We start from the raw sequence: 21,437 nt of genomic DNA on the forward strand, positions 1-21,437 counted from the left end.
CGGTGAGGTCCTCCGCCATCTTCTTGGTCAGCGTGGTGACCAGGGTGCGCTCGTCCTTGTCGACCCGCGCGCGGATCCGCGACCCAGCCGTGGTCGTCGACCACGAGCGCGGGCCCGCTGCGGCGCGCGAGCAGCGGGGCGGCCACGGCGCGCAGCGAGTCCAGGCGCTGCTCGTGCTGGGCCCAGAGGCCGGACTCGGCGAGGCGGACCGCGGTGTGGACCAGGGCGACCGTGGTCGGGTGCACCGTCGGTGCCGGGCCCGAGAGGTCGACGACGCCGAGCAGTTCCCCCGTCCGCGGGTCGTGGATCGGGCTCGCGGTGCACGTCCACGGGTGCTGGGCGCGGGCGAAGTGCTCCGCGGAGAACAACTGGACCGACGCGTGCTCGGCCAGCGCGGTGCCGATGGCGTTGGTGCCGACGGACTCCTCGGTCCAGTCGGCGCCCGGGGAGAACCCGAGGCCCTCGGCCAGCCGCCCGACCCGCGCCGAACCCTCTCGCCACAGGACGAACCCGTCGGCGGCGGTGATGACCATGATGTGCTCGGCGTCCTCGGCCACCGCGGTGAGGCTCGCGCGCAGCTGGGGCATGACGCCCGCGATCGGGGACTCGGCGCGGCGCCGCTCGACGACCTCGGGGGCGGCCGGGTCCGGCAGCGAGCGGACCTCGGGGGTGACACCGAGCGCCAGCATCCGGTCCCAGGACCGCGCGACCACCCGCCGGACCTCGGCCGTCGGCCGTCCGCCGGACAGGCGCGCGTCGTGGGCCTGGTGCAGCCACCGCGCGTGCTGACGGAGATCGGTACTCCGCGTCACCGCGCAGACCCCGTCGTCCACCACGTGCACCTCCGGACCAGGGGACGCGCCGCGGGCCCCTGTGACCGGCAGCATAACCGCGCGGCGACCGTTCCCGGCAGCACTCGCAGGGCATGCTTCCGGCCATGGTGGTGCGACCGGCGCGGGCGGACGACGCGGAGGCCATGGCCGCGGTGGTCGAGGCCGTCGCGCCGGAGGGGACGCTCGGGGCGCAGCCGCCGGTCGACGTCGCGGCCCGGGCCCGCGGCTACCGGGAGCTGATCGGGGGCGAGGGCGCCGCCGCGTGGGTGCTCGCGACCCCCGCCGTCGTCGGGTTCCTGACGCTGTACCCCCGCACCCCGGGCGTGCTCGGCCTCGCGATGGCGCTCGTGGCGTCCGCCCGGGGTCGGGGTGGGGGCCGGGCACTGGTCGATGCCGGCCTGGCGTGGGCCGGGACGACGGACGCGCACAAGGTGGACCTCGAGGTGTGGCCGGACAACGGGCGGGCCATCGGCCTGTACGCGGCGACCGGGTTCGTCGTCGAGGGCCTGCGCGACCGGCACTACCGCCGCGCCGACGGGACACTGCGCTCGTCGTTGATCATGGCCCGGCGGTTGGACTGACGCCGCGGGCCCGGGCGTCCTCGAGAGGTACACCAGGCACCCGGCGCGGCCTCCCGGCGTGCCTGGTGTACCTCTCGCGGCGAGGACGGCGGGTTCCCCGGGCCGCCGGTGGGCACCCCCGGCCGGTGACCGAGCCGCTGTTCCCCACCGAGGAGGGGTCGCCCTCCCCCGCCGTCGCCGTGTCCGAGGCGCCCACGCTGGACGACCTGCGCGAGCGGGCTTCCGCCTGCACCGCGTGCGAGCTGTACGAGGGGACCACCGGCACGGTGTTCGGCACCGGCCCCGCGACCGCGCGGATGATGTTCGTCGGCGAGCAGCCCGGGGACCAGGAGGACCGGCAGCTCGCGCCGTTCGTCGGGCCCGCGGGTCGGCTGTTCGACGAGGCCCTGGTCGAGTCCGGCATCGCCCGCGAGGACGCGTACGTCACGAACGCCGTCAAGCACTTCTCGTTCCGCCGGCAGGGGAACCGCCGCATCCACCAGACGCCGAAGGTCGGGCACGTGCGGGCCTGCCGCCCGTGGCTGGACGGCGAACTGGCGCTGGTCCGCCCGCACGTCGTGGTCACCCTCGGCGCGACGTCCGGCAAGGCCCTGCTCGGCTCGTCCTTCCGGATCACCGCCGAGCGCGGGCAGCCGCGGGAGTGGGAGGGCACCACGCTCGTCCCGACGATCCACCCCTCGGCGATCCTGCGTGCCGACCCGGGCCGCGGGCAGGACGCCGACGAGATGCGCGCCGGATTCGTCGCCGACCTGCGCGTGGCCGCCGAGCTGCTCGGTTAGTCCGCCGCCGGGACACCGAGGCGCGCCAGGTACCCGCCGATCATCGCCGACAGTTCCTCGACGAGGGTCTCGCGCGGCACGTCCGGCGCCTCGAGCACCCAGCTGATCGTCACGTGCTCCGCCACGCGCACGAGCATCCACGCGACGGTCTCCACCCGGGCGCTCTCGTCCCGGTGCTGGGCCAGGAGCGTCCCCGCGACCAGCTGGTCCACCCGCTGCGCGAACCCCCTGCGCCGCGACCCGAGCGTCCGCGGGGCGTGCTCCGCCAGCGCGCGGACGAGGCCCGGTTCCGCGGTGAGCGCGTCCAGCAGCATCTCCACGTTGGCGCGCACGGTGTCGTGCTCGTGGTGCAGCGTCCCGAGGAAGGCCCGCAGGATGCGGGCCTCGAGATCCTCCGAGACCTGCTCCAGCACGCGGTCGAGGATCGCGTCCTTGTCCTCGAAGTACTGGTAGACGGTGCCGGGCCCCACCCCGGCCGCCGCGGCGATCCGGTTGGTGCCGGCGCCGTCGTACCCGCGCTCGGCCAGCACCGTCCGCGCCGCGCCCAGGATCCGGTCGACGGTGGCCCGGGAGCGTTCCTGGCTCGGTTCCCGCCGCATCGGTGGCGCTACTTGACCCCGGCCGCGTCCATCCCCCGCATCTCCTTCTTGAGGTCGGCGATCTCGTCGCGGAGGCGCCCGGCGAGCTCGAACTGCAGGTCGCGCGCCGCCGCCATCATCTGGTCGGTGAGCTGCTGGATCAGGTCGGCCAGCTCGGCGCGGGCCATGCCCTCGGTGTTGCGGTGCTCCACGACGCCCGAGTGGCCCCGGGTCCCGCCGGCCTCACCCGCGGCGCGGCGCCCCCGCGAGGCGTTGCGCCCGGAGCCGCCGATCTCCACCTCGGTGTCCTCGGCCTCGCGGTAGACGCGGTCGAGGATGTCGGCGATGTTCTTGCGCAGCGGCTGCGGGTCGACCCCGCGCTCGGTGTTGTAGGCGATCTGCTTCTCGCGTCGCCGCGCGGTCTCGTCGATCGCGTACTGCATCGACTCGGTGATCGTGTCGGCGTACATGTGCACCTGGCCGGACACGTTGCGGGCCGCACGGCCGATCGTCTGGATCAGCGACCGTTCGCTGCGCAGGAAGCCCTCCTTGTCCGCGTCGAGGATCGCGACCAGCGACACCTCGGGCAGGTCGAGGCCCTCGCGGAGCAGGTTGATGCCGACCAGGACGTCGTACTCCCCCGCCCGCAGCTGGCGCAGCAGCTCGACGCGGCGCAGGGTGTCGACCTCGGAGTGCAGGTAGCGGACCTTGATCCCCAGCTCGAGCAGGTAGTCGGTGAGGTCCTCCGCCATCTTCTTGGTCAGCGTGGTGACCAGGGTGCGCTCGTCCTTGTCGACCCGCGCGCGGATCTCGCCGACCAGGTCGTCGATCTGGCCCTTCGTCGGCTTGACGATCACCTCGGGGTCGACCAGGCCCGTGGGCCGGATGACCTGCTCGACGAACTCGCCGGCGGCCTGGCGCATCTCGTAGTCGCCCGGGGTGGCCGACAGGTACACCGTCTGACCGATCCGGTCGGCGAACTCCTCCCACGTCAGCGGCCGGTTGTCCGTGGCACTCGGGAGGCGGAAGCCGTACTCGACGAGGTTGCGCTTGCGCGACATGTCGCCCTCGTACATCCCGCCGATCTGCGGCACCGTCACGTGCGACTCGTCGATGACCAGCAGGAAGTCGTTCGGGAAGTAGTCGATCAGCGTCGCCGGGGCCGTCCCGGGGCCGCGGCCGTCGATGTGCCGCGAGTAGTTCTCGATGCCGGAGCAGAAGCCGACCTGGCGCATCATCTCGATGTCGTAGCTCGTGCGCATGCGCAGCCGCTGGGCCTCGAGCAGCTTGCCCTGGTTCTCCAGCTCGGCGAGGCGCTCCTCGAGCTCCTGCTCGATCGCCTTGATGGCCTTCTCCATGCGCTCCGGGCCGGCCACGTAGTGCGTCGCCGGGAAGATCCGGACGTCCTGCACCTGGTTCACGACGTCGCCCGTGAGCGGGTTGAGGTAGTACAGCGACTCGATCTCGTCGCCGAAGAACTCGATGCGGATCGCGAGCTCCTCGTACGCCGGGATGATCTCCACGGTGTCGCCGCGGACCCGGAACGTGCCGCGGGCGAAGGCCATGTCGTTGCGCGTGTACTGCACGTCGACCAGGGCCCGGAGCAGGGTGTCCCGGTCGATCTCCTCGCCGACCTCGAGCTTCACCGACCGGTCGAGGTAGGACTGCGGCGTGCCCAGGCCGTAGATGCACGACACCGACGCGACCACCACGGTGTCCCGGCGCAGCAGCAGGTTCGACGTGGCCGAGTGCCGCAGCCGCTCGACGTCCTCGTTGATCGAGGAGTCCTTCTCGATGTAGGTGTCGGTCTGCGCGATGTACGCCTCGGGCTGGTAGTAGTCGTAGTACGAGACGAAGTACTCGACCGAGTTGTTCGGGAGGAGCTCCCGCAGCTCGTTGGCCAGCTGCGCGGCGAGGGTCTTGTTCGGCGCCATGACCAGCGTGGGCCGCTGGACGCGCTCGATCAGCCACGCCGTGGTGGCCGACTTGCCGGTACCGGTGGCGCCGAGCAGCACGATGTCGTGCTCCCCCGCCCGGACCCGGCGCTCGAGCTCGTCGATCGCGGCCGGCTGGTCGCCCGCCGGCTGGTACGGGCTGACGACCTCGAACGGCACGCCGGTGCGCTCGATCTCCCCGATCGGCCGGAACTCCGACTCGGCCAGGGCATCGTCGGGAAGGCCCTCGGGGTTGTCCAGCAGGGAGCCCTGCTCCTGCTCGTGAGCATCCCGAGCGGCACCGGGGACCTCGGTCGCGAACGCCATGGCACGAGGCTAACCCGACCCCCCGACAGTCTCGATTCCCGCAGCTCAGGACCCGCAGTCGCAGGAGCAGCAGCAGTCCCCGTCGCCGCACGACGAACAGCAGTCGCAGCAGTCGCAGGAACAGCTCGTGCAGTCGATGCAGTCGGCGCACCGACCCTGCCGCGGCTGACCGGTCCACGGATCGGCGAACTCCTCCGAGCAGCACAGCTGCCCGGTGCAGCACAGCCCGGCGGCAGCGGCGCAGCCGGCGAGCAGCCCGCGCTCCGGCCCGAGCCGACGCGGGCCCGTGTGGCCCGGCTCGTCCGGGACCTCCTCGTCGGGCTCGTCCGGCTCGTCCGGCTCGTCCGGGGGCCGCGACGGGTCCCACGGCGCGAGCGGCGGCTCCGGGCCGCTCCCCCGCAGGTCCCCCTCGGCCCGCGCCACCGCCCGGCCGGACTCGTGGACCAGCAGCTGGTGGGCCAACCGCCGCGCCGGGCCCGGGTCGAGGGTCACCCGGCGCAGCGCCGCCCCGATCCCCGCCACCGTCTCCCGGCAGCGCTCCAGAGCATCCGCCGTCGACGTCCCGGTCGCCTCCAGCGGGTTCCACCGACCGGAGGCGGCGTCGGCGGACCGGTCGGTCACGGCGTCAAGCAGGTGCGCGAGCCGCCCCAGGAGGCGGCCCGCCTCGTCGAGCGGCTCCGCGTTCTCCGGGCGACCCGCCAGCACCGCGGTGTGCGCGAGCGCCGCGCCCACGGCCCGTTCGGTCGGCACGGTGACCCGGTCCAGCGTCGCGACGCCGCCCTCGACCTCCCGCTGGCGGGCGGGCACGGCCAGCAGTGCGGCCGGGTCGAACCCGATCCCGGCGGCGGTCGCCGACCCGGCCCGCGCCCAGCGTGTGGCCACCCGGTCACCGACCGCGGCGGCCGGCCGCGACGCGAAGGGGCCGTCCCGGTCGTCGACGTGGTCGGCGACCCGGTCCGCGGCCAGCAGGAGTGCCGTCGACGCGGCGAGCCGCGCCCCGTCCCCCGTGACGACGGCCGCGGACCGCATCCCGCGCAGCGGGCACGGCCCGGCCTCCCGCCCGCCGCCGACGCCCTGTGCCTCGGTCAGGACCGAGACCACGAGGGCGTCGACGTGCGTGGTCACCCGGGCGAGCTGGCCGGCCTCGTCGCGCAGCGTCAGGCACAGACCGCAGAGGTGGGCGCTCCAGCGCGCGTGCAGCTCCGGCCCCAGGTGGTGGCGGCACGGACGGAGGAAGCCGAACACGTCGGACATGATCGAGGTGGCGGAGCGTGAGCACCAGCGGCCGTTCGGGCTACGACGACACCCGTTGCCAGGAGCTTCGCAGGGGCGCGGTGTCGTAGCAGATGCGCAGCCGGACGATCCGCTGTCGGTCGTCGGTGAGCGTCACGAGGTCGACGACGTCGAAGGGCGTCGGCGTGCCGTCGGCCAGCGTCCACGCGTAGTGGAACGCCAGCGCGACCTCCCGGGGGTCGTCGGGGTCGGTGTAGACCCGGTCGAGCTCCGTGCGCGACGGGGCGGAGTCTGCGAACAGCGCCGGGTAGAACTCGGCCGCGGACCGCGTCCCGTACAGCGGCGAGACGACCTCGCCGTCGGCGGTGAAACACGCGAGCACGTCCGGCACCGACCCGGCGTCGAGCGCCGCGAGGTAGCGCCGCAGCACGGCCGGCGCGCTCACCGCTCGCCCCGGGCGGAGGCGGCCTCGAGACCGTCGAGCAGGCAGCGCAGACCGAAGGCGTACCGCGCGCCGGAGCCGGGCCGTTGGTCGGACATCACGGCGCTCAACGCGGGGAACCGGTCGCCGTGCCGCGCGACGAGGTCGCGCATCGTGGATCCGCCCTCGGGGTCGGCGGTCCACGGGCGGGTGCCGCCCGAGGCGGCCGCGTGGGTGCTGCGCAGGTGCCCGAACAGCATCGAGACCGCGTCCATGCGCTCCTGCGCGGTCAGCATCAGCGGCTCGAAGATCCGGACGGCGGCCTCGACCCAGCCCACCTCGCGCGGGCCCATCATCCGCTCGCCGATGGTGGCCCACGGGATCCACGGGTGCCGCGTCCAGACGACATCGACGCGCCGGGTGAACTCCTCGGCCTGCTCCCGCCACGTGCCGGTCAGCTCGCCGGGGGCGGGCGGCTCCTCGACCGCGACGTCGACCATGAGCGCCTCGAGCTCCTCCTTGCCCGCCACGTACCGGTAGAGGGCCATCTTGGTCAGCCCCACCTCCGCCGAGACGCGCTGCATCGAGAGGCCCTCGAGCCCGTCGCGGTCCGCGACGGCGATCGCCGCGGCGGCGATCTCGTCGCGCGACAACGCCCGACGGGGACCCCGCACCGGGACCGCCTCGTCCTCCCAGAGCACCTGACCGCTCGTCATCACCCTCCTGTCCGAAACGTCTTGCCCGGCGCGCCAAACTGTGTCTACCGTACACAGTGTCCGACGGACACAGTATCCGCCGGAGACAGTTTTCGCCCGAGGAGGACGCCATGTCGCTCACCACGTCCCAGGTCCCGCCCGTCGCCACGGCCCGCACGGGTCCCTCGCGCCGGGTGCGGCGGGGGCTCGGCATCGTCGTGACCCTCCTCGTCACGCTCGCCACCTGGGCCGTCGGCGCCCTGGCCGGCGCGGACTACGTCATCACCGATGCGATGGGCAGCGTGCGCATCGACCTCGTCGTCGTCACCCAGGTGACGCTCGTGCTCACCCTGGCCGGGTGGGCGACGCTCGCGCTGCTCGAACGCCTCACGCGCCGCGGCACCGCGATCTGGACCGTCCTCGCGGTGGTCGTCCTCGTCGCGTCCTACGTCCCGGTCTTCCTCGTCGAGGCCACCACCGGCACCCGCATCGCCCTCGTCGCGGTCCACACCGCGGTCGGCGTCCTGATCCCGGCGTTCCGCCGCCTCTGACCCCGTCCACTCCCCCAGAAGGAGCACACCGTGCGCAGCATCTTCGTCAACCTGCCCGTCGACGACGTCACCGCCTCCCGGACGTTCTTCACCGCCCTCGGCTGCTCGATCAACGAGCAGTTCAGCGACGAGAACACCGCGTGCGTCGTCATCGAGGAGAACATCTTCGCGATGGTCATGACGCCGACCCGCTTCGCGGACTTCGTCGAGGGCGAGATCGCGGACGCCCGCAAGACCACCGAGGTCCTGCTCGCCCTCTCGGCCGACAGCCGCGACGAGGTCGACCGGATGAAGGCCACGGCCCTCGAGCACGGCGGCAGCGAGTGGAAGCCCAACCAGGACCACGGCTTCATGTACGGCGCGAGCTTCGCCGACCCGGACGGCCACGTCTGGGAGGTCGTCTGGATGGACCCGTCCGCGGTCACCGGCTGAGCCGCCCCACCGAACGCGCCGCCCCGGACGTCCTCGTCCGGGGCGGCGCCGCTCGTTAGGGTCGCGGGCCGTGGCGCTGCACCCCCCGAAGGTCGAGACGTTCGCCGTGGACGAGGGCACCAACACCGACCCGAAGGGCTTCGTGCGGACCGTCGACCTCTACCGGACCGAACCGTTCGGGCTCTACCTCGCCCGCCCGATGCCGGACCACCCGTCGCTGACCCACATGCGGTCCTGGCTGCTGCCCGACCTCGGCATCCGCGTCACCGACTTCACCTTCAAGCCCGGGTTCGAGCGGCTGCAGGACTACTACGTCGACATCGCCGACGTGACCCGCGACGGCTCCACCTGGACGACGACGGACCACTACCTCGACCTCGTGGTCCACACCGGCGACCGGACCGAGCTCCTCGACGTCGACGAGTACGTGGAGGCGGTCGCCGCGGGCCTGCTCGGGACCGCACCCGCCGAACGCGCTCTCACGACCGCCACCGTCACCCACGCCGGCATCGCCGAGCACGGCCACGACCTCGACGCCTGGCTCGCCACCCGCGGGATCGCGCTCGACTGGCCCTGGACCTGATCAGGCCGGGGCGACGTCCGAGCGCACCGCCGCGGGCTCGCGGGCGATCCGGTCCGGGTCGGCGCGGGCGGCGTCCCGGGCGGCGAGGAGATCCGGCTCGTCGAGGACGACGCGCACCGGCCGCGTCGGGTCCGCGCCCGCGAGGCGTCCGTCCTCGAGCGACGGGAACCCGACGCCGGCCAGGGCCTCCCGCACCCCGGCCGCACCGTCGGTCGTCAGGACGAGGAGGTCCACGACGTCGGGTGCGGGCAGGCCCGGCACCGCGGTCGGGCCGACGTGCTCCACCCGGTCCACCCCGGCGCCGCCGGCGAGGGTGAGCCGGGCGGCGAGGCGCCGGGCCTGGTCGGGCCAGGTGGGGTCGGGGTCGACGACCTCGTCGGGCCACGGCGTCGTCGAGCCCGCCCGGACCGCCGCCTCGAAGGGTACGAGGCGGTCGTGCCACAACGACCGCACCCCGGCGCGCACCTCGTCCTGCGACCCGACGTTGTCGATCCACACGTCCGCCGCCGCGCGCCGCGCCTCGGTCGTGGCCTGCGCCCGGATGCGGGAGCGCGCGTCGTCCTCGGCCATGTCGCGGGTCCGGCCGAGGCGCTCCACCCGCACGTCCTCGGGCGCGTCCACGACGACGACGAGTGCGAACGCCGCGCCCATGCCGTTCTCCACCAGCAGCGGCACGTCGTGCACCAGCACCGCGTCGGTCGGCGCCGCGGCGACCAGCTCGCCGGTCCGCGCCCCGATCCGCGGGTGCAGGATGCCGTTCAGCCGGCCCCGGGCCTCGTCGTCGGCGAACACGATCCGGCCGAGCGCGGGCCGGTCCAGGCGCCCCTCGCCGTCGAGCACGTCGTCCCCGAACGCCTCGACGACGGCCGCGAGGCCCTCGGTGCCCGGCTCGACGACCTCGCGGGCGATCTTGTCGGAGTCCACGACCACCGCGCCGAGGGACGCCAGCTCCGCGGCCACCGTCGACTTGCCCGCCCCGATGCCTCCGGTCAGTCCCACGCGCAGCACGCGCGCAGTCTGCCCGATGGCGTGATCACGCGAGAGCCGTGTGCCTCGCCGTCGCGAAGAAGGTCTCGAACAGCCCGCGGCGGGCGATGGCGGGGACCGCGAGGGCGGCCGCCACGCCGACGTGCTCCCGGGCCCACGTCAGCCCCGACGACCCGAGACGGTGCCGAGCCGGACGGCGACGCCACGAGAACATTCCGACCCCCAGGAGGCGTGTGTCTGGTGTGACTGGCGGGACGGAAGATACCGAAGTGACGCCGGGAAGCAACCCGGGAACGACGACGGGCCCCCACCCCGGGAGGGGTGAGGGCCCGTCGAACGGCACCCGCGGGATCAGTTGCCCGAGAGCTTCTCCCGCAGCGCGGCGAGCTGGGCGTCGCTGGCGAGCGAACCGGCACCGGACTGCGACGGCGGGCCCTGGCCCGGGTCGTCGTCGTCGCGGGGCTCGGCCGACTCGTCGGCCTCGTCGCCGGGGCCGCCCGAGGAGTAGTTGGCCGGGGCCGCCTCGGCGGCCTCCGCCTCCTGCTCCGCGGTGCGCTGCAGCTGCGCGATGTGCTGCTGGTAGCGGGCGTACGCCGCCTGGTACTGGCGCTCCCACTCCTCGCGCTGGGACTCGAAGCCCTCGCGCCACTCCCCGGAGTCGGGGTCGAAGCCCTCCGGGTAGATGTAGTTGCCGGCGTCGTCGTACTCGGCGCCCATGCCGTACAGCGCCGGGTCGAACTCGGTCTCGGTCGTCATGCCCTCGTTCGCCTGCTTCAGCGAGAGCGAGATGCGGCGACGGTCGAGGTCGATGTCGATGACCTTGACCATGACGTCGTTGCCGACCTGGACGACCTGCTCCGGCACCTCGACGTGGCGCTCGGCCAGCTCGGAGATGTGGACCAGGCCCTCGATGCCCTCGTCGACGCGCACGAACGCACCGAACGGCACCAGCTTCGTGACCTTGCCGGGCACGATCTGGCCGATCTGGTGGGTCCGGGCGAACTGGCGCCAGGGGTCCTCCTGCGTCGCCTTGAGCGACAGCGAGACCCGCTCGCGGTCCAGGTCGACGTCGAGGACCTCGACCGTGACCTCCTGGCCGACCTCGACGACCTCGGAGGGGTGGTCGATGTGCTTCCAGGACAGCTCGGAGACGTGGACGAGGCCGTCGACCCCGCCGAGGTCGACGAACGCACCGAAGTTGACGATCGAGGAGACCTGACCCTTGCGGATCTGGCCCTTCGCGAGCTGGTTGAGGAACTCGCTGCGCACCGCGGACTGGGTCTGCTCCAGCCACGCGCGGCGGGACAGGACCACGTTGTTGCGGTTCTTGTCCAGCTCGATGATCTTGGCCTCGATCTCCTTGCCGACGTAGGGCTGGAGATCGCGGACGCGGCGCATCTCGACCAGCGACGCGGGGAGGAAGCCGCGGAGGCCGATGTCGAGGATGAGACCACCCTTGACGACCTCGATGACGGTGCCCTTGACCGGCTCGTCGTTGTCCTTGAGCTGCTCGATCGTGCCCCAGGCGCGCTCGTACTGGGCGCGCTTCTTGGACAGGATCAGCCGGCCCTCCTTGTCCTCCTTCTGGAGGACGAGGGCTTCGACCTCGTCGCCGACGGCGACGACTTCATTGGGGTCGACATCGTGCTTGATCGACAGCTCGCGCGAGGGGATGACGCCCTCGGTCTTGTAGCCGATGTCGAGAAGGACCTCGTCGCGGTCGACCTTGACGATGGTTCCCTCGACGATGTCACCATCGTTGAAGTACTTGATCGTCTCGTCGATGGCAGCGAGGAAGTCCTCTTCCGACCCGATGTCGTTCACAGCCACCTGGGGGCTGGACGTGCTCGGGGCGGTGTGGGTGTCGATGGACATACGGTGGACGGCTCCGGGATGGGCAGGTCTCGGTCGGGTGGACGTGTGCTCTTCCACGAGGGCGGACGTCGTCCTGACGCGCTGATCGGCACCCGCGGGGACCGAAGGGGATCGCTGCCCACCGGAGCCGACCGGACGCAGGCGAGACCACTGACGTGGAACACCATCGTATCCACTCGATCTCGTGCCCGGCAAACGGGTCAGACCTCGCCCCGGCCCGGCGTGTCGGGCGCGACGTGTGGGCGTGTCAGGATGCCGCCCATGAGCGCCGGAGCCGTGGGTGATGCGGCGTCCGTCGCCGCCTCCCGCTCCTGGTGGGACGCCGAGGCACCGGCCTACCAGAGCGAGCACGGGGCCTTCCTCGGCGACGTCGACTTCGTCTGGTGCCCGGAGCGGCTCCGGGAGGCCGACGCGGGGCTGCTGGGCCCGGCGGACGAGCTGGCCGGCGCGCGCGTCCTCGAGGTGGGCTGCGGCGCGGCCTCGTGCGCGCGGTGGCTCCGCGACCGCGGCGCGGATGCGGTCGGGATCGACCTGTCCGCCGGCATGCTGCGCGAGGCGCGGGCCGCCTCGGCCCGCTCCGGTGTGCCCGTCCCGCTGGTCCAGGCGGACGCCTCCCACCTGCCCTTTCCCGACGGCGGGTCCGACAGTGGGTTCGACATCGCCTGCTCGGCCTTCGGGGCCGTGCCGTTCGTGGCGGACACCGCAGCCCTGATGCGCGAGGTCGCCCGGGTGCTGCGGCCCGGAGGGCGGTGGGTGTTCGCGGTGAACCACCCGCTGCGCTGGATCTTCCCCGACGACCCGGGCGAGGACGGCCTCACCGTCGCGCACTCCTACTTCGACCGCGTCGGGTACGCGGAGTTCGACCCCGACGGCCGGGCGAGCTACGTCGAGCACCACCGCACGATCGGCGACCGGGTCGCCGAGGTGGTCGGGGCCGGCTTCGTGCTCGAGGGGATCGTCGAGCCGGAGTGGCCCGCCGGGCTCACCGAGGTGTGGGGCCAGTGGTCGCCGCTGCGCGGGGCGCTCTTCCCCGGGACGGCGATCTTCCGCTGCCGGTGGCCGGGCTGATGGCCCGTCCCCGGCACGCCGCACCGCCCGCCCCGGAGACCCCGGCGCAGGTCCTCGCCGACCTCCTCGCGGTCCAGCGACAGCGGTTCGCCGCCCTGGACCCCCGCCTCCCCGAGGCGCCGGCACCCCCGCCCGGTGACATCGTCGTCGTCGGGACGCCGCCCCAGCGGGTCGCCGGGGTGATCACCCACCACAGCTGGCCGGCGGGCAGCGGCCCGCTGCTGTGGTCGGCGGCCCAGGTCTCGGAACTGCACCCGGTGGTCGGCGCCGCGGGACACGCGCCGCTGCACGCCCTGCTCGAGGCGTGGCGCACCCGGATGCTGCCCGCGGTGCTGCGCGAACCGGACTCGGCAGCCACCGTCACCTGGCCCAGCCGCGACGTGGTGGCCACCCGGGTCTTCCTCGACCACGGCCTGGTCCCCCTCGCCGTCCTCGCGGTGCGCCCGCCCGGGGAGGTCGTCGCGCCGCCGCCGGACCCGGACGTCGAGGTCCGTCGCGCGAGCGGCGACGACCTGGAGATCTGCGTGCGGCTCGCGATGGAGGAGCTGGCCTACTCCAGCCAGGTCGGCGGATCGGTCGTCCGCGCCGACGCCGAGGCGGTAAAGCGCACCGTCATGCGCGATCGCCTGGGTCGGGGCGAGCCGACGTGGATCGCCCTCCGGCGGGGCCGGCCGGTCGGGATGATGGAGTGCGGCCGGGCCGAGGCGGTGCCCGGGACGTGGCTGGCGGGCCTGCTGCCCGAGGGAGCGTGGGGGTACGTCAACTGCGCCTCGGTGACCTCCTCCGAGCGCGGCGGCGGGGTCGGGCACCGGCTCGTGGCCACGGCGCTCGCGGAGCTGGACGCACCGCGGTCGGACCTCCCGACCCGCGGCACCTACCTCTACTACAACCCGCCGAACCCGCTGTCCTCGGTCTTCTGGCCGCGCGCCGGTTACCGACCGTTGTGGACGCTGTGGGAGGTTCGCCCCGCCGGAGGCCTGCGCTCGGTGTGACCCGTCACCCGATCGGCGTTACCGGATCGTGACACGACTCGTTGTGCAGGGCATGGACGAGCTCGCGAGGAAGGCCGCCGCGGTGGACCCGGCGATGGGGCCCGGCGCGCCGGACGCCGTGCGCTTCGGGTGCCGCTGCTCGGTGCTGTTCAACGCCGACGACGCGTTCGTCGACCCGCTCTGCCCGCTGCACGGCCCGCAGGCGTGACTCACCGCCGCGGCCGCAGGTTCCCGACGTCGGGTGTGGCCGGGAGATCCTCCGGGCGGAGGTCGCCGTAGGCGCTGGTCGCGAGGTCGGCGTAGACCTGCGCGAAGGCGTCGAACAGCTCACGGCTGAGCCCGGCACCGGCCTGCGTGTCGGCGATCGCGCTCATCTCCTCGACGAAGCGCCACGCCTTGGTCGCCGCGGCGGCGGCCGGGCCGACACCCGCCGTCGGGAAGTCGAGGCGCAGGTCGGCGACGACCGCGTCGAGCACCCCGTGGTGCTCCGCAGTGACGAGGGCCTGCGCGAGCAGCCCGGTGAACCCCTTGCGCACCGACGCGGTGCACATCTTGGTGGCGCTCGCCGCGCCGGTGTCCGCCCCGAGGGCCACCCATTCCACGCCGGGGACGGCGAGCGCGGCGACCTCGCCCGCGCGAGGACCCGACAGGAACACCCGGGTCGGTCGATCGGCGTCCGGCGCGGGTGGTGGGCCGGAGATCGCGGCGTCGACGAGGTCGGTCGGCAGGTCGGCCGCGATCGCGGTGACCGTCTCCGGCGACACCGCGTTCGCCTCGAGGACGAGCGGGCGCGCGCCGGAGCGGGTGCAGGCGCTGCCGATCTCCGCCGCGGCCTCCCGGGCCCGGCCAGGCGGGACGACGCTGATCACGATGTCGGCCCGCACCACCGCGTCCAGCGACCCGGCGTCGTCCAGGCCGGCCTCGGCGAGCCGCCGCGCCGTGGCCGGGGAGCGCCCGGCCGCCGTCGTCGCGACCTCGTGGCCGCCCGCCCGCAGGCAGCGGGCGAGGGCGATGCCCATGGCTCCGGGCGCGTGGACGCCGAGTGTGGTCACACGCCCACGGTGGACCGGGCGGGCTCGAAGCGCATGCCCTCCTCGACGCTGCCGCGGCGCAGGGTGACCGCGTCGATCGCGTAGTTCATCGCGAGGGTCCACGGCTTGCGGTCGCCGCCCCGGGGCAGTTCGTGGATCGAGCGCTGCACGTAGCCCGCGTCGAAGTCGAGCAGCGGGCGCTCCTCGACGGCGGGGTCGCGCTCCGGGACCGCGACGGCCTTCCCGTGCCGGTCCATCCACCGCACGAGACGGCAGAAGTACTCGGCGACGAGGTCCACCTTGAGCGTCCACGAGGCGTTCGTGTAGCCGATCATGAAGACCAGGTTCGGGACGCCGGAGAGCATCATGCCCTTGTAGGCCATCGTCTCGGGCAGCTTCACCGGCTCGTCGTCGACCGTCAGGCTCGCGCCGCCGAACATCTGCAGGTTCAGCCCGGTGGCCGTCACGACGACGTCCGCCTCGAGCTCCTGCCCGGAGCGCAGGCGGATCCCGGTCTCGGTGAAGGTCTCGATGTGGTCGGTGACGATGTCCGCGTCGCCCCGCTTGATCGCCTTGAACAGGTCGCCGTTCGGGACCATGCACATGCGCTGGTCCCACGGGTCGTACGGCGGGTTGAAGTGGGTGTCGACCTCGTAGCCCTCGGGCAGCTGGGCCGCGACCTGCTTGCGCAGCACGCCCCGCATGAAGCCCGGGAACCGCTGCGAGACCTGGTAGAGCGCGATGAGCTGGGCGATGTTCTTGGCCCGCACGATCGGGTCGGCAACGCGGGCGGGCAGCCACCTCGACAGCGTCTCGGCGACCGGATCGGTGCGGCCGATGGCGAGCACGTAGCTCGGCGTGCGCTGCAGCTGGGTCACGTGGGCGGCCCGACCCTCGCCCTGGGTCATCGCCGGCACGAGCGTGACCGCGGTGGCCCCGGAGCCGATCACGACGACGCGCTTGCCCGCGTAGTCCAGCTCCGGGTCCCAGAGCTGCGGGTGCACGACCGTGCCGCCGAAGTCCTCGAGCCCGGGCAGGTCCGGGGTGTAGCCCTCGTCGTACCGGTAGTAGCCCGAGCACCACAGCAGGAACGAACAGGTCAGGTGCTCCTCGCCGTCCGGGGTGGTGACGGTCAGCGTCCAGCGCTGCTCGGCACTCGACCACGCGGCGGCGGTGACGCGCCGGCCGTACCGGATGTGGCGGTCGACGCCGTACTCCCGCGCGGTGTCGCGGACGTACTGCAGGATCGACGGGCCGTCGGCGAGCGCCACGGAGTCCGGCCAGGGGCGGAACTTGAACCCGAGCGTGTGCATGTCGGAGTCCGAGCGGATGCCCGGGTAGCGGAACAGGCTCCACGTGCCGCCGAGGTCGTCGCGCGCCTCGAGGACGGCGTACGAGCGCTGCGGGTGCTCGGTCCGCAGGTGGCACGCCGTGCCGACCCCGGACAGGCCCGCGCCGACGATGACGACGTCCAGGTGCTCCGGGGTGGCCCCCGCCGCGGTACTCATGCGTACCAGCCTAGCGTGCGGTACCGCGGCGTACCAGTCCTCGGTGGTGGGTCTAGTGCGCCGCCTGGTCCCAGGACCGGCCGAAGCCGACCGAGACCTCCAGGGGCACGTCGAGCTCGAACGCCGCACCCATCTCGCGGCGCACCAGCTCGGTGACCTGGTCCCGCTCCCCCGGCGCCACCTCCAGCACGAGCTCGTCGTGCACCTGGAGCAGCATGCGGCTGCGCAGGCCCTCGTCGCGCAGGGCCGCGTGCACGCCGAGCATCGCGACCTTGACGACGTCGGCGGCGCTGCCCTGGATCGGCGCGTTGAGGGCCATCCGCTCGGCCATCTCCCGGCGCTGGCGGTTGTCGCTGTTGAGGTCGGGCAGGTAGCGGCGCCGGCCGAGGATCGAGCTGGTGTAGCCGTCCTTGCGGGCCTGGTCGACCACCTGGAACAGGTAGTCGCGGACCCCGCCGAACCGCGCGAAGTAGTCCTCCATCAGCTCCTTGGCCTCGTCGGTGGAGGTGCGCAGCTGGGCGGACAGACCGTAGGCCGAGAGCCCGTAGGCCAGGCCGTAGTTCATCGCCTTGATCTTCGCGCGCTGGGCCTGGCTGACCTCGTTCTCGGCGACCCCGAACACCTTGGCCGCCGTGACGGAGTGGAAGTCCTCGCCGGACTTGAACGACTCGATCAGCTCGGCGTCCACGGACAGGTGCGCCATGATCCGCATCTCGATCTGCGAGTAGTCCGCGGTCATCAGCTCGGCGTAGGCGCCGTCCGCGGAGTCCGCCCCGACGACGAAGGTGTCGCGGATGCGGCGGCCGGCCTCGGTGCGCACCGGGATGTTCTGCAGGTTCGGCTCGGTCGAGGAGAGCCGGCCGGTGCGCGCGATGGTCTGGTTGAAGGTCGTGTGGATGCGGCCGTCGTCGGAGGTCGAGTCGAGCAGGCCCTTGACCGTGACCCGGAGCCGGGTCGCGTCCCGGTGCTCGAGCAGGTGCTCCAGGAACGGGTGCGGGTTGGACTCGTTCAGCGTCTGCAGCGCGTCGGCGTCGGTGGTGTAGCCGGTCTTGGTCCGCTTCGTCTTCGGCATCTGCAGCTCGTCGAACAGCACCACCTGCAGCTGCTTCGGCGAGCCGAGGTTGATCTCCTTGCCGATCACGTCGTACGCCGACTGCGCCGCGGCCTGGACCCGGCCGCCGAACTGCGACTCCAGGTCCTGCAGCGCGGAGACGTCCACCGCGACGCCGGCCGCCTCGAGGTCGGCCAGGACGGCCAGCAGCGGCAGCTCGAGGTCGGTGAGCAGCGCTGTACCGCCGAGCTCCGCGAGGTCGTCGTCGAGCTTGTCGGCGAGGTCGGCGACCGCGCGGGCCCGCAGCATCTCGGTCTGCGCGAGGGTCGCGTCGGCCTCCTCCTCGCCGCCGTCGAGGGTGAGCTGGTCCCCGCTCGCGTCCGGCTCCTCGACCCGGAGCTCGCGGCGCAGGTAGCGCAGGGCGAGGTCGGCCAGGTCGAAGCTGCGCTCGCCGGGCCGCGCGAGGTACGCCGCGAGCGCGGTGTCGCTGGTGACGCCGTCGAGCCGCCATCCCCGCCCGCGGACGGCGTGCAGCGGGCCCTTGATCTCGTGGCCGGCCTTCGGCAGCTCCGGGTCGGCGAGCCAGGCGGCCAGGGCGGTCTCGTCCTCGGGGGTGACCGCGCGGACGTCGACGTAGGTGGTCTCGCCGTCGGCCGCCGCGATCGCGACGCCCTCGAGGTCGCCCGTGCCATGCGACCAGGTGCCCCGGAACCCGAGCCCCGTCCGACGCCCGTCGCGGGCGTGCTCGTCCAGCCACGCCGCGACCGCGCCCGGCTCCAGGGCCGCGCCGCGCACCTCGAAGCCCTCGTCGGCCTCCGGCTCGGCGGATTGCAGCGTGGAGAACAGCCGCTCGCGCAGCACGCGGAACTCCAGCTCGTCGAAGAGCCGGTGCACCGCGTCGCGGTCCCACGCCCGCGCCTCGAGCTCCGGTGGGGTGACGTCGAGCTCGACGTCGCGCACCAGCTCCGTGAGCTGCCGGTTCAGCACGACCGACGACAGGTGCTCCCGCAGCGCGTCACCGGCCTTGCCGCGCACCTCGTCGACCCGCTCGACCAGCGCGTCCAGGCTGCCGAACTCCCGCACCCACTTCTGCGCCGTCTTCTCCCCCACGCCCGGGATGCTCGGCAGGTTGTCGCTCGGGTCGCCGCGCAGGGCCGCGAAGTCCGGATACTGCTCGGGCGTCAGCGTGTACCGCTCGAGGACCGCCTCGGGGGTGTAGCGCGCCAGGTCGGACACGCCCTTGCGCGGGTAGAGCACCGTGACCGACTCGTTGACGAGCTGGAACGCGTCGCGGTCGCCCGTGCAGATCGCGACCTGCATCCCCTCGGCCACGGCCTGCGTCGTCAGGGTGGCGATGACGTCGTCGGCCTCGTAGCCCTCGCGCGTGATCACCGGGATGTGCAGCGTCGCGAGGATGTCCTTGATCAGGTCGACCTGCCCGCGGAACTCGTCGGGCGTCGCGCTGCGGTTGGCCTTGTACGCCGCGAACGTCTCGGACCGGAAGCTCTGCCGCGACACGTCGAAGGCGACGCCGACGTGCGTGGGTGCCTCGTCGCGCAGCAGGTTGATGAGCATGGACGTGAAGCCGTAGACGGCGTTCGTCTTCTGCCCGGACGTGGTGGTGAAGTTCTCCACCGGCAGCGCGAAGAACGCGCGGTAGGCCAGGGAGTGGCCGTCCAGGAGCAGCAGCCGGGCGCCCCCGGCCTCGTCCCCCGGCGTCGTCGCGGGCTTGTCTGCGGTCTTCGTCCCAGCCACGGCGCCGAGTCTGCCAGGGGGGTCCGACAGCCTCGCCCGTCGCTCCTAGCATGCTGCTCGTGGCAGCAGGAGACGAAGCGCAGCGGAGCTCGACCTCGGGAGCACGGACCCCCGAGCAGCAGGCCGTCCCCGAGATCGAGGTCTCCCACCCCGACGAGCAGCTCGCCGTGAAGATGGGCATCGAGGTCACCGAGTGGGACCCGGCCCGCGTCGTGGGGACCATGCCCGTCGCCGGGAACCGCCAGCCGTTCGGCCTCCTGCACGGCGGCGCGAACGGAGTGCTCGCCGAGACGATCGGCTCCACCGCGGCCTACCTGAACCGGGTCGGCGACCGACGCCCCGTCGGCCTGGAGCTCTCCTGCACCCACCACCGCTCGGCGCTGTCCGGGCTGGTCACGGCGGTGTGCACGCCCGCGTCGGTCGGGAAGACGGTGGGCACCTTCGAGATCGTCATCACCGACGACGAGGGCCACCGGGTCTGCACCGCGAAGCTCACCTGCATCTACCGCGACGCGACGCCGAAGGCCTGAAGCCGGTCACGACCGCGCCGCCCTGTCGCGGGTTTCCACAGCCCGCCCGCCAGGTTGTCGCTGGGATTCACAGCGACAAGGTGTCGGGTGGCGCGCCGGAGACCGCGACAAGGTGCAGGGCGACACGCGATCGCCGACACCTACGCCCGAGCTGCCCACACCGAGCGGGTCGTCCGTACCGCGAGGTCGTCGCGGCGCAGCAGGCTGCCCGGGCCTTCGGGGTCGAGGAGCCGGTCGAGCGCGGTGAGGTCCTCGGCGGACAGCGCGTCGGCCACGCCGTGCCGCAGCCGGCCCAGTCCGAGGAGCGCGTACCGGCCGACGGCGGCGCCGCCCACCGCCAGTGGCTCCTTCCGCTCGAGCTCGACGGTGAACCCGGCGGCCCGCAGCGTCGGCCCGAGGTCCGCCCCGCGGTGCGGCATGTGCTCCGCGGCCCGGCGGTCGGCGGCCTCGTGGGCGCGCCGCTCGACGCCCGGCCGGTCCTCGGGCGCGTCGTCGGGCAGGAAGCGTGGGAAGCCGTCCGGTTCGACGACGACGAGCAGCCCGCGCGGCGCGAGCAGGTCCCGCAGCCGGTGCAGGGCAGCGTCCACGTCGGCCAGGTGGTGCAGCGAGGCAGAGGCCCACACGAGGTCGGGGCGCCCGAGGTCGGGCCAGGCGGCGTCGAGGTCGGCGCGCAGCGTCTCCACCCGACCGGCGAGCCCCCGGGAGGCGGCCTTCTCGTGGAGACGCCGGAGGTGGTCGTCCGAGGCGTCGACGGCGAGCACGTGCGCGGCCGGGAACCGGTCGAGCAGGGCGAGCGTGCCCACCCCGGTCCCGGCGCCCAGGTCCACGACCCGCCGGGGAGCCTCTCGGACGGGGAGCGCGGCGACGAGGGCCGCGGTGGGCTCGGCGAGCACCTCGGCGTCGAGGTCGAGGATCTCCGCCATGCCGGCGTGGTCGTGCTGCGGGTGGTCGTGCTGCTGGTGGCCGTGTTCGTGGGTCATGACCGCACCCTAGGCAGTTCTTGCGTCAGAGGACGCAGTGTTTGCGCAATACGCAAGAGAGTGGGCCGCGCCGTTGCCGAGAACGCCGTCACTCCGGGTCGTCCCGGTGTCCCCGCCGGGCCTCGCGGTCGAACAGGCCCAGGATCTCGCACGGCCCGCCCTGGGCGCCGATCGCATGGGGCAGCATCGTCGGGAACTCGGCGGCCTGGTGCGTCTCCACGCGGATCCGCTGGTCCCCCAGGACGAGCACGGCGGCGCCGGAGAGGACGACGAACCACTCGCGTCCCGGATGTGCCCGCAGTCGGGCCGGACCGTCCGGCGGCGGGGCCGTCATCCGCTGCCGGACGACGGACATGCCGGGCTCGGCCCGGATCGACCACCGTCGCGCCCCGTGGGCCCCGTCGACGACCGCGTTCGTGACGACGTCGTCGGTGCCCGTCTCCACCAGCTGGTCCAGGGACGTGTCCAGGGCGCGGGCCAGGGTGACGAGCTGGTCGAGGGCGAGGCGGCGCTGGCCGTTCTCGATCCGGCTGAGCGTGGACTGGCTGAGGTTCGCCTGCGCGGCCAGGTCCTCCAGCGACCGGCCCTGGGCGACCCGCAGCGCGCGGATGCGGTTGCGCACCAGGCGGTCCAGGTCACCGACTTCTTGCGTCATGAGCAAGACCCTATGCCCCGCAGGCCGCCGCGGGTTACACCGGACAGCAGGTCGTCCC

The 21,437-nt window shown here is 73.4% G+C and carries 21 protein-coding genes and 1 pseudogene; 9 read left to right on the top strand and 13 right to left on the bottom strand.

Annotated elements, in window-relative coordinates:
- Positions 1 to 254 precede the first annotated feature (254 nt).
- Positions 255 to 887 (bottom strand): annotated as a pseudogene (locus QRT03_RS20660) (transcriptional regulator); the annotation flags it as partial.
- A gap of 50 nt (positions 888 to 937) precedes the next feature.
- Here QRT03_RS20660 and QRT03_RS20665 point away from each other — a divergent pair.
- Together QRT03_RS20665 and QRT03_RS20670 are read left to right on the top strand one after the other, a co-directional pair.
- Positions 938 to 1,414, top strand: coding sequence for a GNAT family N-acetyltransferase (locus QRT03_RS20665; protein WP_286054942.1), 477 nt, complete (start codon positions 938 to 940; stop codon positions 1,412 to 1,414).
- Positions 1,415 to 1,539: 125 nt separating this feature from the next.
- On the top strand, positions 1,540 to 2,193 hold the full coding sequence (locus QRT03_RS20670; RefSeq protein WP_286054943.1) for a UdgX family uracil-DNA binding protein: 654 nt from the start codon (positions 1,540 to 1,542) through the stop codon (positions 2,191 to 2,193).
- On the opposite strand, the gene QRT03_RS20675 is transcribed toward QRT03_RS20670, so the two are convergent.
- From QRT03_RS20675 to QRT03_RS20695, 5 genes are read right to left on the bottom strand one after another with little or no spacing between them, the layout of a single operon-like run.
- Positions 2,190 to 2,792 (bottom strand): TetR/AcrR family transcriptional regulator, encoded by a 603-nt coding sequence (locus QRT03_RS20675; RefSeq protein WP_286054944.1) that lies wholly within the window; start codon positions 2,790 to 2,792, stop codon positions 2,190 to 2,192. The two genes, QRT03_RS20670 and QRT03_RS20675, sit on opposite strands and share 4 nt — an antisense overlap.
- A gap of 8 nt (positions 2,793 to 2,800) precedes the next feature.
- Entirely contained in the window at positions 2,801 to 5,032 is a 2,232-nt protein-coding gene (gene uvrB, locus QRT03_RS20680; protein WP_286054945.1) for an excinuclease ABC subunit UvrB, read from the bottom strand.
- A 45-nt stretch (positions 5,033 to 5,077) separates the two neighbouring features.
- On the bottom strand, positions 5,078 to 6,286 hold the full coding sequence (locus tag QRT03_RS20685; protein WP_345783271.1) for a DUF5685 family protein: 1,209 nt from the start codon (positions 6,284 to 6,286) through the stop codon (positions 5,078 to 5,080).
- Positions 6,287 to 6,326: 40 nt separating this feature from the next.
- Positions 6,327 to 6,710: a nuclear transport factor 2 family protein gene (locus tag QRT03_RS20690; RefSeq protein ID WP_286054946.1), complete on the bottom strand. Its 384-nt coding sequence runs from the start codon at positions 6,708 to 6,710 to the stop codon at positions 6,327 to 6,329.
- Positions 6,707 to 7,402: a TetR/AcrR family transcriptional regulator gene (locus QRT03_RS20695; protein WP_286054947.1), complete on the bottom strand. Its 696-nt coding sequence runs from the start codon at positions 7,400 to 7,402 to the stop codon at positions 6,707 to 6,709. The genes QRT03_RS20690 and QRT03_RS20695 overlap by 4 nt, the downstream gene beginning before the upstream one ends.
- 110 nt (positions 7,403 to 7,512) lie before the next feature.
- Between QRT03_RS20695 and QRT03_RS20700 the strand changes: the two genes are divergently transcribed.
- From QRT03_RS20700 to QRT03_RS20710, 3 genes are all read left to right on the top strand, one after another.
- Positions 7,513 to 7,932, top strand: coding sequence for a DUF6069 family protein (locus QRT03_RS20700; protein ID WP_286054948.1), 420 nt, complete (start codon positions 7,513 to 7,515; stop codon positions 7,930 to 7,932).
- Positions 7,933 to 7,962: 30 nt separating this feature from the next.
- A complete protein-coding gene (locus QRT03_RS20705) occupies positions 7,963 to 8,364 on the top strand; it encodes a VOC family protein (protein ID WP_286054949.1) in 402 nt (133 codons plus the stop codon).
- Between the two features lie 70 nt (positions 8,365 to 8,434).
- Complete coding sequence (locus QRT03_RS20710; protein ID WP_286054950.1) at positions 8,435 to 8,947, top strand: ribonuclease FAU-1 family protein; 513 nt, start codon at positions 8,435 to 8,437, stop codon at positions 8,945 to 8,947.
- Here QRT03_RS20710 and coaE read toward each other — a convergent pair whose 3' ends face one another.
- Both coaE and rpsA read right to left on the bottom strand, forming a co-directional pair.
- Positions 8,948 to 9,955 carry a dephospho-CoA kinase gene (coaE, locus tag QRT03_RS20715; protein ID WP_286054951.1) on the bottom strand — a complete coding sequence of 336 codons (1,008 nt, stop codon included), beginning with the start codon at positions 9,953 to 9,955 and terminating at the stop codon, positions 8,948 to 8,950. It lies immediately after the preceding gene.
- 330 nt (positions 9,956 to 10,285) lie between these two features.
- Positions 10,286 to 11,809, bottom strand: coding sequence for a 30S ribosomal protein S1 (gene rpsA, locus QRT03_RS20720; protein ID WP_286054952.1), 1,524 nt, complete (start codon positions 11,807 to 11,809; stop codon positions 10,286 to 10,288).
- A 261-nt stretch (positions 11,810 to 12,070) separates the two neighbouring features.
- On the opposite strand from rpsA, the gene QRT03_RS20725 reads away from it, so the two are divergent.
- From QRT03_RS20725 to QRT03_RS20735, 3 genes are read left to right on the top strand one after another with little or no spacing between them, the layout of a single operon-like run.
- Positions 12,071 to 12,877 carry a class I SAM-dependent methyltransferase gene (locus tag QRT03_RS20725; RefSeq protein WP_286054953.1) on the top strand — a complete coding sequence of 269 codons (807 nt, stop codon included), beginning with the start codon at positions 12,071 to 12,073 and terminating at the stop codon, positions 12,875 to 12,877.
- Positions 12,877 to 13,869 carry a GNAT family N-acetyltransferase gene (locus tag QRT03_RS20730; protein ID WP_286054954.1) on the top strand — a complete coding sequence of 331 codons (993 nt, stop codon included), beginning with the start codon at positions 12,877 to 12,879 and terminating at the stop codon, positions 13,867 to 13,869. The genes QRT03_RS20725 and QRT03_RS20730 overlap by 1 nt, the downstream gene beginning before the upstream one ends.
- A gap of 52 nt (positions 13,870 to 13,921) precedes the next feature.
- On the top strand, positions 13,922 to 14,077 hold the full coding sequence (locus QRT03_RS20735; RefSeq protein ID WP_286054955.1) for a hypothetical protein: 156 nt from the start codon (positions 13,922 to 13,924) through the stop codon (positions 14,075 to 14,077).
- Position 14,078: 1 nt separating this feature from the next.
- On the opposite strand, the gene QRT03_RS20740 is transcribed toward QRT03_RS20735, so the two are convergent.
- From QRT03_RS20740 to polA, 3 genes are read right to left on the bottom strand one after another with little or no spacing between them, the layout of a single operon-like run.
- Positions 14,079 to 14,921: an NAD(P)-dependent oxidoreductase gene (locus QRT03_RS20740; protein ID WP_286054956.1), complete on the bottom strand. Its 843-nt coding sequence runs from the start codon at positions 14,919 to 14,921 to the stop codon at positions 14,079 to 14,081.
- Complete coding sequence (locus tag QRT03_RS20745) at positions 14,918 to 16,408, bottom strand: flavin-containing monooxygenase (RefSeq protein ID WP_286054957.1); 1,491 nt, start codon at positions 16,406 to 16,408, stop codon at positions 14,918 to 14,920. The genes QRT03_RS20740 and QRT03_RS20745 overlap by 4 nt, the downstream gene beginning before the upstream one ends.
- Positions 16,409 to 16,460: 52 nt before the next feature.
- Positions 16,461 to 19,148 (bottom strand): DNA polymerase I, encoded by a 2,688-nt coding sequence (gene polA / locus QRT03_RS20750; protein ID WP_286055396.1) that lies wholly within the window; start codon positions 19,146 to 19,148, stop codon positions 16,461 to 16,463.
- A gap of 125 nt (positions 19,149 to 19,273) precedes the next feature.
- Between polA and QRT03_RS20755 the strand changes: the two genes are divergently transcribed.
- The gene (locus QRT03_RS20755) at positions 19,274 to 19,744 is read left to right on the top strand and encodes a PaaI family thioesterase (protein WP_425604877.1); all 471 of its coding nucleotides are present in this window, start codon (positions 19,274 to 19,276) and stop codon (positions 19,742 to 19,744) included.
- Between the two features lie 140 nt (positions 19,745 to 19,884).
- Here QRT03_RS20755 and QRT03_RS20760 read toward each other — a convergent pair whose 3' ends face one another.
- Together QRT03_RS20760 and QRT03_RS20765 are read right to left on the bottom strand one after the other, a co-directional pair.
- On the bottom strand, positions 19,885 to 20,724 hold the full coding sequence (locus tag QRT03_RS20760) for a class I SAM-dependent methyltransferase (RefSeq protein WP_286054958.1): 840 nt from the start codon (positions 20,722 to 20,724) through the stop codon (positions 19,885 to 19,887).
- An 88-nt stretch (positions 20,725 to 20,812) separates the two neighbouring features.
- Positions 20,813 to 21,379 carry an XRE family transcriptional regulator gene (locus QRT03_RS20765; protein WP_286054959.1) on the bottom strand — a complete coding sequence of 189 codons (567 nt, stop codon included), beginning with the start codon at positions 21,377 to 21,379 and terminating at the stop codon, positions 20,813 to 20,815.
- Positions 21,380 to 21,437 lie beyond the last annotated feature (58 nt).

It is taken from the genome of Actinomycetospora termitidis, assembly GCF_030286555.1.
Taxonomy (GTDB): Bacteria; Actinomycetota; Actinomycetes; order Mycobacteriales; family Pseudonocardiaceae; genus Actinomycetospora; species Actinomycetospora termitidis.

Coding starts and splice junctions, on each gene's coding strand:
- QRT03_RS20665 (WP_286054942.1), top strand. CDS start 938: ATGGTGGTGCGACCGGCGCGGGCGGACGACGCGGAGGCCATGGCCGCG.
- QRT03_RS20675 (WP_286054944.1), bottom strand. CDS start 2,792: ATGCGGCGGGAACCGAGCCAGGAACGCTCCCGGGCCACCGTCGACCGG.
- uvrB (WP_286054945.1), bottom strand. CDS start 5,032: ATGGCGTTCGCGACCGAGGTCCCCGGTGCCGCTCGGGATGCTCACGAG.
- QRT03_RS20685 (WP_345783271.1), bottom strand. CDS start 6,286: ATGTCCGACGTGTTCGGCTTCCTCCGTCCGTGCCGCCACCACCTGGGG.
- QRT03_RS20695 (WP_286054947.1), bottom strand. CDS start 7,402: ATGACGAGCGGTCAGGTGCTCTGGGAGGACGAGGCGGTCCCGGTGCGG.
- QRT03_RS20700 (WP_286054948.1), top strand. CDS start 7,513: ATGTCGCTCACCACGTCCCAGGTCCCGCCCGTCGCCACGGCCCGCACG.
- rpsA (WP_286054952.1), bottom strand. CDS start 11,809: ATGTCCATCGACACCCACACCGCCCCGAGCACGTCCAGCCCCCAGGTG.
- QRT03_RS20725 (WP_286054953.1), top strand. CDS start 12,071: ATGAGCGCCGGAGCCGTGGGTGATGCGGCGTCCGTCGCCGCCTCCCGC.
- QRT03_RS20730 (WP_286054954.1), top strand. CDS start 12,877: ATGGCCCGTCCCCGGCACGCCGCACCGCCCGCCCCGGAGACCCCGGCG.
- QRT03_RS20735 (WP_286054955.1), top strand. CDS start 13,922: ATGGACGAGCTCGCGAGGAAGGCCGCCGCGGTGGACCCGGCGATGGGG.
- QRT03_RS20745 (WP_286054957.1), bottom strand. CDS start 16,408: ATGAGTACCGCGGCGGGGGCCACCCCGGAGCACCTGGACGTCGTCATC.
- QRT03_RS20760 (WP_286054958.1), bottom strand. CDS start 20,724: ATGACCCACGAACACGGCCACCAGCAGCACGACCACCCGCAGCACGAC.
- QRT03_RS20765 (WP_286054959.1), bottom strand. CDS start 21,379: ATGACGCAAGAAGTCGGTGACCTGGACCGCCTGGTGCGCAACCGCATC.